The organism is Aquitalea sp. FJL05 (assembly GCF_003852595.1).
In the GTDB taxonomy this organism is placed as follows: domain Bacteria; phylum Pseudomonadota; class Gammaproteobacteria; order Burkholderiales; family Chromobacteriaceae; genus Aquitalea; species Aquitalea aquatilis.
This window is the reverse complement of sequence record NZ_QAJS01000006.1, coordinates 339914-355532: the sequence shown is the minus strand read 5'-3', so window position 1 is coordinate 355532 and position 15619 is coordinate 339914. Positions and strand designations below refer to the sequence as shown.

Genomic DNA, 15619 nt, shown 5'->3' with positions numbered 1-15619 from the left:
TTCTCAGAATCGGGAAAATCGGTACAGCAGATACAGCAGGGCCACCAGCAGCAGATTGCCGGCCAGCCAGCCCAGGATGTGCCGCCACTGGCTGTGCTGATCCGTTGCCGGTTCGCAGCGTTGGCGGTGCAGGGTATGGGCGATGCATTGCCAGCCGCTCCAGGTGGCTTCGGCGATATCGGCGGGGAGCGATAGCAGTTTGTTGTCCTGCTGCGGATCACGGGTATGCATGGTGTGGCTCCTGCAAGTTCGGGAGGTCTCTCACCTTGCATACTAGCCGAGCCGACGCAGCAATGGGTAGCGGGTGTGGAACTGCACGTATAATGGCGCGATGACACATGATGCCACTCCCCCCTTTGCCGGCTTGACGCCGGATGCACTGCTGGATGCGGTGGAAAGCCTGGGCCTGCGCGCCTCCGGCAGCCTGCTGGCACTCAACAGCTATGAAAACCGCGTCTATCAGGTGGGCATGGAAGAAGGTCCGCCGCTGGTCGCCAAGTTTTACCGCCCGGAGCGCTGGAGCGATGCACAGATACTGGAGGAGCATGTTTTCAGCCAGCAGCTGGCCGAACGCGAGATTCCGGTGGTGCCGCCGCTGCTGTTTGACGGTGCCAGCCTGCATCAGCATGGCGGTTTCCGTTTTACCCTGTTCGCCCGCCGTGGCGGACGGGTGCCGGAGCTGGGTGACAGCCGCACGCTGGAGTGGATTGGCCGTTTCCTGGGGCGGATTCACGCCTTGGGGCAGGTCGAGGATTACGCCCAGCGGCCGCAGCTGGATATCGACAGTTTCGGGGTGGAGCCGGTGAACTATCTGCTGGCCAACAATCTGTTGCCGGCCGATCTGCGCGAGGTGTATCGCGGCGTGGCGGCCCAGGCGCTGGATGGCGTGCGGCGCTGCTTCGACCGTGCCGGTACGGTGCGCCAATTGCGCCTGCATGGCGATTGCCATAACGGCAACATGCTGTGGACCGACGATGGCCCGCACTTTGTCGACTTTGACGACAGCCGCATGGGGCCGGCATTGCAGGATTTGTGGATGCTGCTGTCCGGCTCGCGCGAGGAGCAGTCAGCCCAGTTGGCTGATGTGCTAGCGGGCTATGAGGATTTCTGCGACTTCAATGTGCGCGAGCTGTATCTGCTGGAGGGCTTGCGTACCTTGCGCCTGCTGCATTATTCGGCCTGGCTGGCGCGGCGCTGGCATGATCCGGCCTTCCCGGCGGCCTTCCCCTGGTTTGCCCAGCCGCGCTTCTGGGAAGAGCAGATTCTGTCGCTGCGCGAGCAGATTGCCCTGATGGACGAGCCGCCTTTGTGGCGTCTGCCCTGAGCCTGCCTGTCGCAAACTAGCGGATGGCCGGAGGCGTTTCGCCGACCATCCGCTGGTGCTGCTTGGCCCAGGGCTGCAGCAGTGCGGCCTCCATGGGCCGGGCAATGAAATAACCCTGCCCCAGATTGCAGCCGCGCGCCTGCATCAGCTCCATGTCCTGCCGGGTTTCTATCCCCTCGGCGACCGTAGTCAGCTGCATGCGCTGACCCAGTTCGATGATGCTGTTGGCGATGGCCTGCAAATGCGGCTTGCTGCTAATCGAGGTCACCAGCGACTGGTCGATTTTCAGCTCGGTGAAAGGAAAGTGCGTGAGCTGCTGCAAGGTGGCAAAACCGGTGCCGAAATCGTCGATGGACAGGCCGAAGCCGGCCAGCCGCAAGCGTGCGGCAATGCCGATGGCTTCCGGCAGATTGTCGGCGATGGCGGTTTCGGTGATTTCAAACGTGATGTAGCGGGCCGGTACTTTGCTGCGGTGCAGGCGGCTTTCCATTTCGCCGATGAGGGTGCTGCCCTGTAGCGAGCGGGCGGACAGATTGATGGACAAGGGCAGGCGCAGGCCTTGGCGGGCCCATTCCTGCCATTGCAGCAGCCCCTGATCCAGCATGGAGAGTGTCAGCTCGGTGGCCCAGCCATGCTGTTCGATCACCGGGATGAAGCTGCCCGGCATGACCAAACCGCGGCTGGGGTGCTGCCAGCGCGCCAGCATTTCCGCGCCCTTGAGCTGGCTGCTGTCCAGGTCGATCTTGGGCTGGTAATAGGGAATGATCTGCTGCTCTTGCAGTGCCAGGCGTATTGCGTCCGGGTCGTATAGCGCGCAGCTTTCCTTGGCCTTGGCGGATTGCTGGCACAGCCGTGCCAGCAGGTCCTGCATTGCTCCGGCTTGCAGCGGTTTTTTCAAACCACCCAGCACTGGCAGCCCCAGCCCGCAGCCCATCAGCTCCAGCGTGGAAATCAGCATGTAGTCCTTGCCAGAGGTGAGGATGATGTAAGGCGTCAGCTTTTCCAGCGCCAGTTGCTGCATGACCTGCACGCCATCCATGCGCGGCATTTCCAGGTCGAGCAGCATCAGGTCCGGCACTTGCTGGCGCACCTGCGCCATGCCTTCCTCGCCGTTGGCCGCATGGCGGATACTGCTAAAGCCCAGCTGGCTGCACAGTTCTGTGGCGAGCAGCCGGTGCAGCTGGCTGTCTTCCACGATCAGCACATCCTGCATGTCAGCAAACGGCATGAATGGCGCTCCCTTAGCGGCAAATGGCCTTGGCCATGGCGTCCAGCGGGATGACCTCATCGGCCGCCCCCAGCTTGATCGCCTCCTTGGGCATGCCAAACACCACGCAGCTGTCTTCGTCCTGGGCAATGGTGCGGGCACCGACATCATGCATTTCCTTCAAGCCCTTGGCCCCGTCGTCACCCATGCCGGTCATGATGATGCCCAGCGCATTCTTGCCGGCGAACTTGGCGGCAGAGCGGAACAGCACATCGACCGAGGGCTTGTGGCGGCTGACCAGCGGGCCGTCCACCACTTCCACCTGATAGAAAGCGCCGCTGCGCTTGATCATCATGTGCTTGCCGCCGGGGGCAATCAGCGCCCGCCCCGGCAAAATGCGATCGCCGGTGGCTGCTTCCTTGACTTCGATTTCCGACAGCCGGTCCAGCCGTTCGGCAAACGAGGCAGTGAATTTTTCCGGCATGTGCTGCACGATGGCCAGCCCCGGGCAGGTGCGCGGCAGCTTGGTGAGAATGGCTTCCAGCGCCTGGGTGCCGCCGGTGGAAGTGCCAATGGCGACGATGCGTTCGGTGGTCTGGAACATCTGCTGCCCGGTGGGGGCGGCCAGGATGGCATCGGCCGATAACTTGGGGCGGGTTTCCAGCGGGGTGGGCGGCAGGCTGCGCATGCGGCTCATGCGGGCGGCGGCCGCACCCTTGACGGCCTGGATCAGCAGATTGTTGCTGTCCTGCAGAAACTGCTTCACCCCGGCGTGCGGCTTGGCGATGACTTCGACTGCCCCGGCGGCCATGGCCTGCATGCTGATGTCGGCCCCCTTCTGGGTGAGCGAGGAGCAGATCACCACCGGGGTAGGGCGGCTGGCCATGATCTGCTTGAGGAAGGTGATGCCGTCCATGCGCGGCATTTCCACATCCAGCACGATGACATCCGGCCAGTGCTGTTTCATTTTTTCCATGGCGACGATGGGGTCGGTCGCCACATCCATCACCTCGATGCCGCTGCTGGCGTTGAAGACTTCGCTCAATACCTGCCGTACCACGGCGGAGTCGTCGACAATCATCACCTTGATGCTCATGTTTTTTTCCTTTTTGTACCGGTCAGGGTCGGGCCTGTATCGGGGTCCTGCGACAGGCGCACCCAGACATCGCCGGATTGCACATCAAATACCACCATTCTGGGACTCGCCCCGCCCAGATCCTCTGCCTGCACCGTCAGCCCCAGTTGCCGTGCCAGCAAACGGGCCATGTCGGCATTGCGTGCAGCAACATCGTTGCTGCCGTGTTCTCCTTCGAGCGTGGCCAGGATGGCTGCGCCACCAATCAGCTTGGCCCGGAATTCCTGCAAGGGCCGTCCGGTGGCCAGCACTTCGCGCAGCAACAGCAACATGGCCTCGTCGCCATAACGACCGGACAACTGGCTGCTCCGCTCGTTGCGGTGCGCCAGCAGGTAATGACACATGCCGCCCACTTGCAGCTGCGGGTGCCACAGCACGATGGAAACGCAGGAGCCCAGCAAGGTGCTGATGACATGCTCCCGGTCGGCGAACAGCCATTCGCCGGGGTGCAGAAACACTTCTTTACGCGGGCTGCTGGTCATGATGCTTTCACTTGTTTGCTGCTGCCACCGGACGCCATGCCGAAGGTGCTGGGCAGGCCCGATGAATTGGCCGCTGCGACCCTGTCGGGCCAGCACCGCAGGGCAGATGGCGTGAACAGATCCTCATCCAATCTAGTTCATCAGGCAGGCGCTTTCCGCCTTTATCTGCACACCCAGTGGCGAGGACAGGCCGGCCATCTCTTCAATCGACAGCACTTTGTCCATGTGCAGCAGCATGATGAAGCCGTGCTGCCGGTGGGTGACGCCGGCAATGAAGTCGGGCCGCAGATGGTTGCCAAAGGCTGGTGCCGGCAGGATGTCGGCGGCACTCAGGCTGATGACCTCGTGTACCGCATCCACCAGCATGCCGATGAACTGGCGCTGTCCTTCATGGCCGGCTTCCAGAATGACGATGCAACTGCGGCGCAGAATGGCGCTGGCGGGGCGGCCGCAGCGCTGGGCCAGGTCGATGACCGGCACCACCGTGCCGCGCAGATTCATCACTCCATGCACGAAAGCGGGCATTTGCGGCACGCCGGTCAGCCGGTGGTATTCCAGGATTTCCTTGACCTGCAGGATATTGCAGGCGAAGACATCGGCACCCAGCTGGAAACTGAGGTACTGCTCCGGTTCGGCCGGCTTAGTCATGGGCATCCTCCTGCAGCAGCAAGTCTGGCTGTGCTGATGGCGCTGGCGGAAGAAGCAAGCCTGCCAGTTCGTCCAGCGCCAGCAGGCGGCTGGCATCCAGCAGCACGGTAAAGCCCTGCGGTTCGCGCAGCAGGCCGGCAATGAAGTGCTCGGTTAGCAGCCCACCCAGCTGCGGTGCGGCTTCGATCTCGCTGCGCGCCAGTTCCAGCACGGCATACACTTCGTCAACCAGCATGCCGATTTCCTGTGTTGGCTGGCTGTCGGCCAGCTGCAGGATGATGATGCAGCTGCGGCGCTGTGGCGCGGCGGTGGGCAGCCCCAGGCACTGCGCCAGTTCGATGACCGGTACGCCGCTGCCGCGCAGGTTGAGCACGCCACACAGCGGCGGCTGCATATGGGGCAAGGTGGTCAGCGGCTGGTACTCCAGCAGTTCGCGCACCACATCGATGCTGATGCCCAGCTGGTGTGGTCCGGCGCGCAGCCGCAGGTATTGCACCAGTTGCGGCAGCGGCGGGGGAGCGGCGGCAGCCTGTTTCGGTTTGCGCCAGTGTTGTTGTGCGCCCATGCGGCTGTGCCTAGTAACGGATGTAGTCGGATTCGTCGGTGGGGTTGGCACCGACGCGACGCAGCTGCTGTGGCATGCCGTACTGCCCGGCCCGGCCACTGGGCGGCGAGGGCAGCGGGGCGGCGCTGTCGTGCAGCCGGAAGAAACTCATCAGCTCCAGCAGGTTTTCCGCCTGGCTGCTCATTTGCTCGGCGGTGGAGGCCAGCTCCTCGCTGGCCGAGGCGGTTTGCTGGGTGGTGGAATTCTGTTGCTGGACGGCGCTGCTGATCTGGTTGACCGCGCTGGCCTGTTCATTGGAGGCGGCGGCGATTTCCTGCACCAGATCAGCCGTGCGGCCACTGGAACGCACCATTTCACCCAGCAGCTTGCCGGCTTGCTCGGCCAGCCCGACGCTGCCGGCGGCAACCTGGCTGATTTCCTGGGCGGCGATCTGGCTGCGCTCGGCCAGTTTGCGTACTTCTGCCGCCACCACGGCGAAGCCCTTGCCGTGTTCGCCGGCACGCGCCGCTTCGATGGCGGCATTCAGTGCCAGCAGATTGGTCTGGTAGGCAATGTCGTCGATGATGACGATCTTGTCGGCAATCTGGCGCATGGCGTGTACGGTCTGGCGCACGGCCTCTCCCCCCTCGGCAGCCTCGCGGGCGGCCTGTTCGGCAATGGCTTCGGTGACGCGGGCATTGTCATTGGTCTGGTTGATGGCGGCCGACATTTCCTCGATGGCGGAGGTGGTTTCCTCGATGCCTGCGGCCGATTCGCTGGCCGATAGCGACAGTGACTGCGAGGTGGCATTCAGTTGCTGGGAGGCCGAGGCCAGATTGGCCGCGCCGTTTTTCACTTCGGCCATCAGGCCGGCCAGGGTGCTGACGGTTTGTGCCACCGAGTACAGCATGCTGCTGCTATCGCCAGGGCGCAGTGGCAGCTGGGTATCCAGCCGGCCACTGGCCAGCTGCTGCATGATGTCGGCGACGGCATGTGGCTCGCCGCCCAGGGTGCGGCGCAGCGAGCGGATGATCAGCACTGCCAGCAGGCTGCCCAGCAGCAGGGCGGCTGCCGATAGCAGCAGCATGATGTCGTGTGCCTGCTGGATGCCGGCTTCACTCTCCTGGCGTGATTGTTCGTTCAGCCGCAGTTCGGTGTCGTACAACTGGCGCAATACTTCGGTGAAGCGGTTCATGGCCGGATTGGCCTCTGACTGCATCAGCTGGATGGCAGCGTCTTTTTCATTGATGGCGGCCTGCGCCTCGGACTTGTCCATGGCAGTGAAGGCGAGTGGGCGGATCGACTGGATCTGCGCGATCAGCTCTCTTTCGCGCTGGCTCAGCGCCGGTTCGGCCAGCATGTCGCGGATCAGCAGCTGTTCGCTGTCCAGATAGCGGCGCTTGGCCTCGTTATAGCGTTGGATGGCATCGTTGATGGCATGCAGATCGGGATAGATGATGATGTTGCGGTAATTGATCCGCAGCTCCTGCGCCTGCTCGATCAGGATGGACACGCGCGTGGCATCACGGTCGTTGATGCGCATGTCGCCCAGCATGCCGTTGATGCGCACGAAGCCGAACAAGGCGACAGAGACGCACAGCACCAGCAGCAGTAGCAGGCTGGCAAAGCCCAATCCCAGCCGCATGGCTATGCTTATGGGTGCAGATTTGTTCATGGTCATTTCCCCGAATGCAGATCGTTGTTATGTGATTGCAGGCCGCCGGCCGGCGGGTATGCTTCCTGCTCCAGCGCGTAGCGGCTGGCTTCCTGCTGGGTGGCATGCTGGATGAGAGCCAGTACGTCCAGAATCAGCGCCACCGCACCATTGCCCAGAATGGTGGAGCCGCTGATGGCTTTCAGATGGCGGAACAGGCTGCCCAGCGGTTTGATCACGGTCTGGAATTCGCCTTGCAGTGCATCCACCACCAGCCCCACCCGACTGGCACCGGTCTGGATCACCACCACGTTCTGGCGGCGGCCGGGCTGCCCGTCCAGCTCCAGAAACTGGCGCAGATACAGCAGTGGCAGGATTTCACCGCGCAGCTGCAGCCGCTCCTGCATGTCACGGCAGCCGGGCGTGGCGGGCAGTTCCATGCACTCGACCACGGTTTCCAGCGGAATGACAAAGGTGGAGCTGCCCACTTCCACCAGAAAGCCGTCGATGATGGCCAGGGTGAGCGGCAGACGCAGGCGGAAGGTGCTGCCCAGCCCGACTTCGCTGTCTATCTCCACCGTACCGCGCAGCGCCTCGATATTCTTTTGCACCACATCCAGCCCCACGCCACGGCCGGACAGATTGCTGACGCGCTCGGCCGTGGAAAAGCCGGCGGCAAAGATCAGCCGGTAGATGTCCTGCTCGCTTAGCATGGCATCGCTGCTGATGATGCCGCGCTGCACGGCCTTGGCCAGGATGCGCTGCGGGTCGAGCCCGCCGCCATCATCGGCCACCTCGATCACCACGCTGCCCGATTCATGATAGGCATTCAGCCAGACATGACCCTGCTCCGGTTTGCCGGCGGCCCGGCGCTGCTGCACATCTTCGATGCCGTGGTCGATGGCATTGCGCACCAGATGGGTGAGCGGGTCGGCCAGCTTGTCGACCATGGATTTGTCCAGCTCGGTTTCCGCACCGCTGATTTCCAGCTTGATGGATTTGCCCAGCTCGTGGCCGACATCGCGCACCACGCGCGGGAAACGGCTGAAGGTTTCACCGATAGGCACCATGCGCATGGCCAGTGTATGCGAGCGGATCTGCTCGATCAGCCCGGCCATCACCACGGTGGATTCCAGCAAGGGGCTGCTGCCATTGCCGCGCGCCAGCAGATTGGCCGCTGCGCCGGCAATCACCAGTTCGCCGACCAGATTGATCAGGCTGTCGAGCTTGCCGGCTTCCACCTTGATGAACCTGCTTTCGCTGCTGCGGGTGGTTTTGCTGTCTGCTGGCGTGGCCACTGCCGCTGTCGTGTCGGTGGCTGTGCTGGGAGGAGTGGCCGGCGCGCTCTGAGCCGTGGGCTGCCACAGCCCCCATTGCTGCCAGATGTCGCTGCAGCGTTGCTGCTCGGCGGCGTCGCCGGCCTGCAAGGCTTGTTGCAGATGGCTGGCCAGCTCGCTGCGCGGGCTGATGATGAACTGGCTGTCCTCACTGGCAAAGGCGAATACGCTGGCCAGTTGCTCAGCATCCACCGCACCGCGGAACTGCATTTCCAGCCGCAGGTAATTGCGCTCCGGGTCGAAGCTGTCATCCGCGGGCAGTGCACTGCAACAGGCGGCAATGGCCTGTATCTGTCCCAGTGTGGCCAGGTAGCGCACAAAGGATGCCGGGTCCATGCCATTGCGCAAGACCTCCGGGCCAAAGCGCAGTGACAGCAGCCAGTCGCTGTCGGCGGCCTGCTCGGGGCTGCTTGCGCTGGTTTCGGCCGGCTGGGGCGACATACCCGGCTGCTGCAACAGGGCCGCGATGTCCGCCAGAATGCGGTCCTGCTCGCCCGCCGGAATGGCCTGCCCGGCGGCCACTGCTGCCAGCTGGGCCTTGACGTGATCGTGGCTGCGCAGCAAGACGCCGCTCAGTTCGGCATCCAGTTGCAATTTGCCATCGCGCAGCTGGTCCAGCAGGTTTTCCGCCTGATGAGTGAAACGGACAATCTCTGCCAGCTCGAACAGTCCGGCCGAACCCTTGATGGTGTGCATGCAGCGGAACAGTGCGCCCAGCTGTTCGGTGCTAATGCTGTCGGCTTCGGCGTCCAGCAGGATGCATTCCATCTCTTCCAGCAGTTCGGCAGACTCTTGCAAGAAGGACTGCATGGCCAGTTCAAGATTCATCCGCAGCCTCCAGTGCACTCTGCAAGGCTTGCAGGCCCAGCAGCCGGATGAAATCCACTAGCGCCGGGCTGGCATGGCGCAGCGTCAGCTGGCATGGCTGCTGTGGCGCGGCCTGGTGCAACCACAGCAGCACCTGTGCGCCGGCGCTATCGATTTCCTCGATTTGCGACAGGTCGATCTCCAGCTGCGCATGCTCGCGCAGGGCCGCTGCCAGCTGCTGGTGCAGGGCCGGGGCCTGGTAGATGGTCTGCTCGGCAGCCAGGGTGATGAGGTGGGCCATGGCGCTGGCTCAGGGCAGGATGAGCCGGGCGATGGCGTCCAGCAGTTGCGGCGGCTCGAATGGCTTGATGACCCAGGCGCAGCTACCGTGTTGCTGACCTTGCCGTTGCAGATGGTCGGCGGTTTCGGTGGTCAGCATGATGACCGGGGTGCTGTGATAGTCGGGATGCTGCTTGATCTGTGCCAGCAGGCTGAGGCCATTCATCACCGGCATGTTGAGGTCCGACAGCACCAGATGGATCTTGCGCCCGTCCAGCAAGGCCAGCGCTTGCTGGCCATCGGCCGCCTCGATGACATCGTAGCCGGCACCTTCCAGTGTCATCTTCACCACCAGCCGCAGGCTGGTGGAGTCGTCCACGACTAGTATGGTCTTGGCCATATTTTCCCCTTGTACGTCGCTGACGTTGCAGCCTGCTGCGGCTGGCGTATTGCCACAGGTTGGCAGGCGGCTGGTGCCCGGACGGGCTATTTTTGTGGCAGCGACTGCTGCTTGGTCTTTCTAGTTTTGTAGTTGCTGCCTTTGTCGAATGCAAAGGGGAATGGCAGGGCGATGTGTTTTATTTATTATTACTGGTCATGATTTTTTAAACATTGTTTCTTGTCGCAATAAAAAAACCGGCCACCCGGGCCGGTTGTTGATTGGCAGTAAGGTATTCAGCCGGGAAACAGCAGCGGGTTAATGCCGCTGCGGGCAAAGCCCTGTTCTTCCAGCGCGGCATCCAGCGCCAGGCTGGCCAGGTCGTCCGCCACGGCCTCGGCCTGCTGATCCTTATCCAGTGACAGGATTTTCAGATAGCTGCCGCAATCGCCGCAGGATTCCCCGCGCACCGCCGCATGCTGGTCTTGCAGCGACCAGTAGCCAATGTCGCGCGTTGCCTCGCAGTTGCTGCACTTTGCCCGTACCAGATGCCACTCGCTTTCGCACAGGCTGCAGTGCAGATAGCGCAGGCCGGCCTCATTGCCCTGATGCACGATGCTGGCCACCGGCGCGCTGGCGCACACCGGACACAGGTGGCGGGCATCGCCCGGCTCGGCCACGGCGGCGATTTTCAGCTGGCTGGCCAACTGGCTGAAGTACACCGACAAGGCCGCCCAGATGAAGGGTGCCTGGGCGCTGTCCACCGCCGCCAGATCACCCGACAACAGTGACTGGGCTGCCTTTTCATGTTGCTCTGCCGGTGCGGCCAGCAACTGCGTCAGCACCTGCTGCACGGCCGGACTGGCGCCATCCACCAGCTGTGTACACAGGGCCTGCAGCAATTGCCGCCATTGCCCGTCGCGTTGCCAGGCCATGGCACCCAGTGGTGGCAGGCCGTGCTCGGCGCACTGCTGGAAGTAGTCCTCCCGCGCGGGCAGCAACACCGGCTGGCTGTGTACCAGCTGGTGTTGTGCTTCGGCAATGCGGCTGGCCAGTTGCAGGTAATCGGCCATGACATGCCCTGCCGCCAGTTGCTGCAGCCGGGCCGCACGCTGACGATACAGCGTGGCTGGCTGCGGCAGCAGCAGCGGGGTGATGTCCAGGCTGGCCGCTTGCCGCTCTGCCAGCTGTTCTACCGGCACAATGCGAATGCTCATGGCTTGTTCTTGTCTCCTGTCATTTCGCGGTACCAGCGCGGGTGATGCTTCTTGGCCCAGGCATGGGTGACCACGCCCTCCACCATGGCGCGGATGGTGCCGCGCACCCAGATGGCGGCGTAGACATGCACGATGATGCCGGCAATCAGCGCCAGGGCGCTCCAGGCATGCAGCAGCAGGGCGACGCGGATCAGCTCGATGGGGAAGTAATAGGCAAAGTAGGGCCGCCAGATGATGACACCGGTACAGATCAACACCAGCAGGCAGCCGGTCATCATCCAGAACATGCCTTTCTGGCCGCCGTTGTACTTGCCGGTATCGCCCACCTCATGGCCTGCCAGCACCGACTTCACCGATTTCATCCACTTGATGTCTTCCTTGTCGATGAAATTGTGATGCCAGTAACGGAAAAACTGGCGGGCAAAGCCGAGGAACATCAGCACCCCGACAAAGGGGTGCACGATGCGCGCCAGCTGCGGCGTGCCAAACACCCCGGTGAGCCAGAAGAAGGCCGGGTAGAAGAAGGCCAGGCCGGAAATGGCCAGCAGCACGAAACACAGCGCCACGATCCAGTGGTTGATGCGTTCTGCGGCACTGTAGCGCTTGATCAGCTTTTCCTTGCTCATACCTTGTCCTCCTCTTCTTCATCCTCGGCCTTGTTGGGGCCGACGCCGATGTAGTGGAAGAAGCCGAACAACACCGAAGCGGCCAGACCAATGGTGGACAGCGGCTTGAGTATGCCCTTCCACAGGCTGACCACCGGGCTGATCTGCGGGTCTTTTTTCAGTCCGTGGTACAGCTCGGGCTGGTCGGCATGGTGCAGCACATACATCACGTGCGTGCCGCCCACGCCTTGCGGATCGTACAGGCCGGCATTGGCATAGCCACGGGTTTTCAGCTCGTCCACCCGTTCCTGTGCGTATTCCTTCATGTCCTCCTTGCTGCCGAAGCGGATGGCCCCGGTCGGACAGGTTTTCACACAGGCCGGCTCCTGGCCGACGCTTACCCGGTCGGAACACAAGGTGCACTTGTAGGCCTTGTTATCCTTCTGGTTGATGCGCGGCACATTGAAGGGACAGCCGGAAATGCAGTAGCCGCAGCCGATGCAGTGCTCGGACTGGAAGTCCACGATGCCGTTGGCGTACTGGATGATGGCACCGGGCGAGGGGCAGGCTTTCAGGCAGCCGGGGTCGGCGCAGTGCATGCAGCCGTCCTTGCGGATCAGCCATTCCAGCTTGCCGTTCTGCTCGGTTTCGCTGTAACGCATCACCGTCCAGCTTTCGGCGGACAGGTCGGCCGGGTTGTCGTACACCCCGACATTGCTGCCCACTTCGTCGCGCAGGTCATTCCACTCCGAACAGGCCACCTGACAGGCCTTGCAGCCGATGCAGGTGGTCACGTCGATCAGCTTGGCCACTTCCGCCTTGTGCTCGCGCGCAATCGGCGGCTGGGTAGGGCTGGCGGAGCGGCGCAGGATATCTTGCGATTGCAGTGACATGGTCGCTCCTATGCTTTTTCAACGTTGACGAGGAAGGACTTGAACTCCGGCGTCTGGGTATTGGCATCCCCGACAAACGGCGTCAGCGTATTGGCAATAAAGCCCTTCTTGGTCAGTCCCTCAAAGCCCCAGTGAATCGGAATGCCGACATGGTGCACCGACTGGCCGTTCACCGGCATGGCCTTGATGCGCTTGGTCACCACCGCCCTGGCCTTGATATAGCCGCGCCGCGACGACACCTTGACCATGTCACCGTGGACGATGCCCTTTTCCCTGGCCAGTTCTTCGCCGATTTCCACGAACTGTTCCGGCTGCATGATGGCGTTGAGCCGCGCATGCTTGGTCCAGTAATGGAAATGCTCGGTCAGGCGGTAGGTGGTGGCGGCATAAGGGAACTGCTGATGCTGGCCCAGTTGCTCCTTGTCGCCCTTGAACAGCCGCGCTGCCGGGTTGGAAATCACCTTGGGATGCAGCGGGTTGGTACCCAGCGGCGTCTCAAACGGCTCGTAATGCTCGGGGAAGGGGCCTTCGGCCATCTTGTCCAGCGCAAACAGTCGTCCCAGACCTTCCGGCTGCATGATGAAGGGGCCCATGGCGCTGCCTGGCGGCTCGTCGGCCTTGAAGTCAGGCACATCCACGCCCACCCACTTTTCGCCATTCCACTTGATCAGCGTGCGCTTCTTGTCCCATGGCGTGCCATCGGGTTTGCAGGAGGCGCGGTTGTACAGGATGCGGCGGTTGGCCGGCCAGGCCCAGGCCCAGCCCAGGGTGTTGCCAAGGCCGGATGGGTCGCTGTTGTCGCGCCGCGCCATCTGGTTGCCAGCCTGGGTCCAGCTGCCGGCAAAAATCCAGCAACCGGACGCGGTGCTGCCATCGGCCTGCAGCAGGGCAAAGCCGGGCAATAGCTCGCCCTTTTTCGCCAGCGTCTGGCCGGGGTTTTTCGGATCGGGCAGATCAGCCAGCGCCTTGCCGTTCAGCTCCTTGGCCAGCTCTTCCGGCTTGGGCTCGTGCGGGTCGCCATAAGCCCAGGACAGGCTGTTGATGGCATCCGGGAAGGTGCCGCCGTCCTTGGCGTACATGGCCTTGAGCTTGAGGAAGATGCCGGCGAGGATTTGCGGGTCAGTCAGTGCCTGGCCCGGTCCTTCCGCACCTTTCCAGTGCCATTGCAGCCAGCGGCCGGAGTTGACGATGGAGCCGTCTTCCTCGGCAAAGCAGGTGGTGGGCAGCCGGAACACTTCGGTGTGGATCTTGGCCGGATCGACATCGTTCTGCTCGCCGTGGTCCTGCCAGAAGGTGGAGGTTTCCGTGGTCAGCGGGTCCATGATCACCAGGAACTTCAATCGCGACAGGGATTCCACGATCTTGTTCTTGTTGGGGAAGGACGCCACCGGGTTGAAGCCCTGGCAGAAATAGCCATTCACCTTGCCCTGATGCATCAGCTCGAAGTACTGCAGCACATCGTAGCCCTTGTCCCACTTGGGCAGCAGGTCATAACCCCAGCTGTTGTCTGCCGTCGCCTTGTCGCCCCACATGGCTTTCATGAAGGAAACAAAGAACTTGGGATAGTTCTGCCAGTAGTTCATCTGGCCATCGGCCAGCGGCTTGCTGGTGTACTTGTCCAGATAGGATGACAGCGTCGGCTCTTTCTCCGACGGCATGGTCATGTAGCCAGGCAGATTGGTCGACAGCAGGCCCAGGTCGGTCAGCCCCTGGATATTGGAGTGACCGCGCAAGGCGTTGATGCCACCACCGGCCATGCCCATATTGCCCAGCAACAGCTGGATCATCGCCATGGTGCGAATGTTTTGCGCACCGATGGAGTGCTGGGTCCAGCCCAGGGCATACAGGAAGGAGGTGGTCTTGTCCGCTGCGCTGGTTTCTGCCAGGTATGCGCAAATGGCCTGGAAGGCTTCTTTGGGCGTGCCGCAGATATTGGTCACCACGTCGTCGGTATAGCGCGACACATGCTGTTTCAGCAGATTGATCACGCAACGCGGGTCGCTCAGCGTGTCATCGCGTTTGGCCATGCCTTGCTCGTCCAGCTGGTAGGCCCAGGTGGATTTGTCGTATTTGCGCTTTTCCGCGTCATAGCCGCTGAACAGGCCGTCTTCAAAGCTGAAGTCCGGGTGCACCAGCAGTGCCGCATTGGTGTAGGCGAGCGTGTATTCCTTGTTGTATTTGCCGGTTTCCAGCAAATAGCGAATCACGCCGGACAGCAGGGTGATGTCCGTGCCGGTGCGGATAGGCGCGTAGAAGTCCGCCACCGAGGCGGTACGGGTAAAGCGCGGGTCGATGACCAGCAGCTTGGCCTTGTTGCGGGTCTTGGCCTCAATGGCCCAGCGGAAGCCAACCGGGTGTGCTTCGGCGGCATTGCCACCCATCACCACGATCAGATTGGCGTTCTTGATGTCGACCCAATGGTTTGTCATGGCACCGCGACCAAATGTTGGGGCAAGACTTGCCACCGTTGGTCCGTGTCATACACGCGCCTGATTGTCGACAGCCAGCATGCCCAGGCTGCGGGTAAATTTGTGGGTCAGCCAGCCAGCTTCATTGCTGGAGGCAGACGCAGCGAGAAAACCGGTGGACAGCCAGCGGTTCACCGTCACGCCATCGGCGTTCTTTTCGATGAAGTTGGCATCGCGGTCCTGCTTGACGTGCTTGGCGATGCGCGCAAAAGCCTCGTCCCAGCTAAGGCGTTTCCACTCGTTGCTGCCGGCTTCGCGGACTTCCGGATATTTCAGGCGATTAGGGCTGTGGATGAAGTCCACCAGGCCGGCCCCCTTGGGGCAGAGCGCGCCACGATTGACCGGATGATCCGGATCGCCTTCGATGTGAAAAATTTCGGACTTGGCGTTTTTGGCACCATCGCCCAGGCTGTACATGAGAATGCCACAGCCTACCGAGCAGTACGGACAGGTGTTGCGGGTTTCACTGGCGCGCATCAGCTTGTAGCTGCGCACATCAGCCATTGCCTTTTCCGGCAATAAACCCAGCGTTGCAATCGTGGAACCTGCCATACCCCCGGCGCACAGCTTGAAGAACTGCCGCCGATTGACCTGCATGGGGTCTCCTTCATGGGGAATGTTGACTGACTTTCCGCTCTGG

15 protein-coding genes are annotated in these 15619 nt (G+C 62.3%); 1 reads left to right on the top strand and 14 read right to left on the bottom strand.

What is annotated here, in order from left to right:
* Positions 1-3: 3 nt before the first annotated feature.
* A complete protein-coding gene (locus DBR44_RS06480; protein WP_124643145.1) occupies positions 4-231 on the bottom strand; it encodes a hypothetical protein in 228 nt (75 codons plus the stop codon).
* A 100-nt stretch (positions 232-331) separates the two neighbouring features.
* On the opposite strand from DBR44_RS06480, the gene DBR44_RS06475 reads away from it, so the two are divergent.
* Entirely contained in the window at positions 332-1324 is a 993-nt protein-coding gene (locus tag DBR44_RS06475) for a serine/threonine protein kinase (protein ID WP_124643143.1), read from the top strand.
* 16 nt (positions 1325-1340) lie between these two features.
* Here DBR44_RS06475 and DBR44_RS06470 read toward each other — a convergent pair whose 3' ends face one another.
* From DBR44_RS06470 to fdnG, 13 genes are all read right to left on the bottom strand, one after another.
* Positions 1341-2552: an EAL domain-containing protein gene (locus DBR44_RS06470; protein WP_124643141.1), complete on the bottom strand. Its 1212-nt coding sequence runs from the start codon at positions 2550-2552 to the stop codon at positions 1341-1343.
* A gap of 13 nt (positions 2553-2565) precedes the next feature.
* On the bottom strand, positions 2566-3627 hold the full coding sequence (locus tag DBR44_RS06465; RefSeq protein ID WP_124643139.1) for a chemotaxis response regulator protein-glutamate methylesterase: 1062 nt from the start codon (positions 3625-3627) through the stop codon (positions 2566-2568).
* Positions 3624-4148 (bottom strand): chemotaxis protein CheD, encoded by a 525-nt coding sequence (locus DBR44_RS06460; protein ID WP_124643137.1) that lies wholly within the window; start codon positions 4146-4148, stop codon positions 3624-3626. Before DBR44_RS06460 ends, DBR44_RS06465 begins: the two co-directional genes overlap by 4 nt.
* 132 nt (positions 4149-4280) lie before the next feature.
* Complete coding sequence (locus DBR44_RS06455) at positions 4281-4796, bottom strand: chemotaxis protein CheW (RefSeq protein ID WP_233578398.1); 516 nt, start codon at positions 4794-4796, stop codon at positions 4281-4283.
* Positions 4789-5361, bottom strand: a complete 573-nt coding sequence (locus DBR44_RS06450) for a chemotaxis protein CheW (RefSeq protein ID WP_124643134.1) — start codon at positions 5359-5361, stop codon at positions 4789-4791. The genes DBR44_RS06455 and DBR44_RS06450 overlap by 8 nt, the downstream gene beginning before the upstream one ends.
* Before the next feature lie 10 nt (positions 5362-5371).
* Positions 5372-7015 carry a methyl-accepting chemotaxis protein gene (locus DBR44_RS06445; RefSeq protein ID WP_233578396.1) on the bottom strand — a complete coding sequence of 548 codons (1644 nt, stop codon included), beginning with the start codon at positions 7013-7015 and terminating at the stop codon, positions 5372-5374.
* Positions 7016-7017: 2 nt separating this feature from the next.
* The gene (locus tag DBR44_RS06440; RefSeq protein WP_124643130.1) at positions 7018-9159 is read right to left on the bottom strand and encodes a chemotaxis protein CheA; all 2142 of its coding nucleotides are present in this window, start codon (positions 9157-9159) and stop codon (positions 7018-7020) included.
* The gene (locus tag DBR44_RS06435) at positions 9149-9439 is read right to left on the bottom strand and encodes a lipid asymmetry maintenance protein MlaB (RefSeq protein WP_124643128.1); all 291 of its coding nucleotides are present in this window, start codon (positions 9437-9439) and stop codon (positions 9149-9151) included. The genes DBR44_RS06440 and DBR44_RS06435 overlap by 11 nt, the downstream gene beginning before the upstream one ends.
* Before the next feature lie 9 nt (positions 9440-9448).
* The gene (locus tag DBR44_RS06430; RefSeq protein ID WP_124643126.1) at positions 9449-9817 is read right to left on the bottom strand and encodes a response regulator; all 369 of its coding nucleotides are present in this window, start codon (positions 9815-9817) and stop codon (positions 9449-9451) included.
* Between the two features lie 275 nt (positions 9818-10092).
* Positions 10093-11013, bottom strand: coding sequence for a formate dehydrogenase accessory protein FdhE (fdhE, locus tag DBR44_RS06425; RefSeq protein WP_124643124.1), 921 nt, complete (start codon positions 11011-11013; stop codon positions 10093-10095).
* The gene (locus DBR44_RS06420; protein ID WP_124643122.1) at positions 11010-11639 is read right to left on the bottom strand and encodes a formate dehydrogenase subunit gamma; all 630 of its coding nucleotides are present in this window, start codon (positions 11637-11639) and stop codon (positions 11010-11012) included. Before DBR44_RS06420 ends, fdhE begins: the two co-directional genes overlap by 4 nt.
* Complete coding sequence (fdxH, locus tag DBR44_RS06415) at positions 11636-12511, bottom strand: formate dehydrogenase subunit beta (RefSeq protein WP_124643120.1); 876 nt, start codon at positions 12509-12511, stop codon at positions 11636-11638. Before fdxH ends, DBR44_RS06420 begins: the two co-directional genes overlap by 4 nt.
* 8 nt (positions 12512-12519) lie before the next feature.
* Complete coding sequence (fdnG, locus tag DBR44_RS06410; RefSeq protein ID WP_148090017.1) at positions 12520-15576, bottom strand: formate dehydrogenase-N subunit alpha; 3057 nt, start codon at positions 15574-15576, stop codon at positions 12520-12522.
* Between the last annotated feature and the right edge of the window lie 43 nt (positions 15577-15619).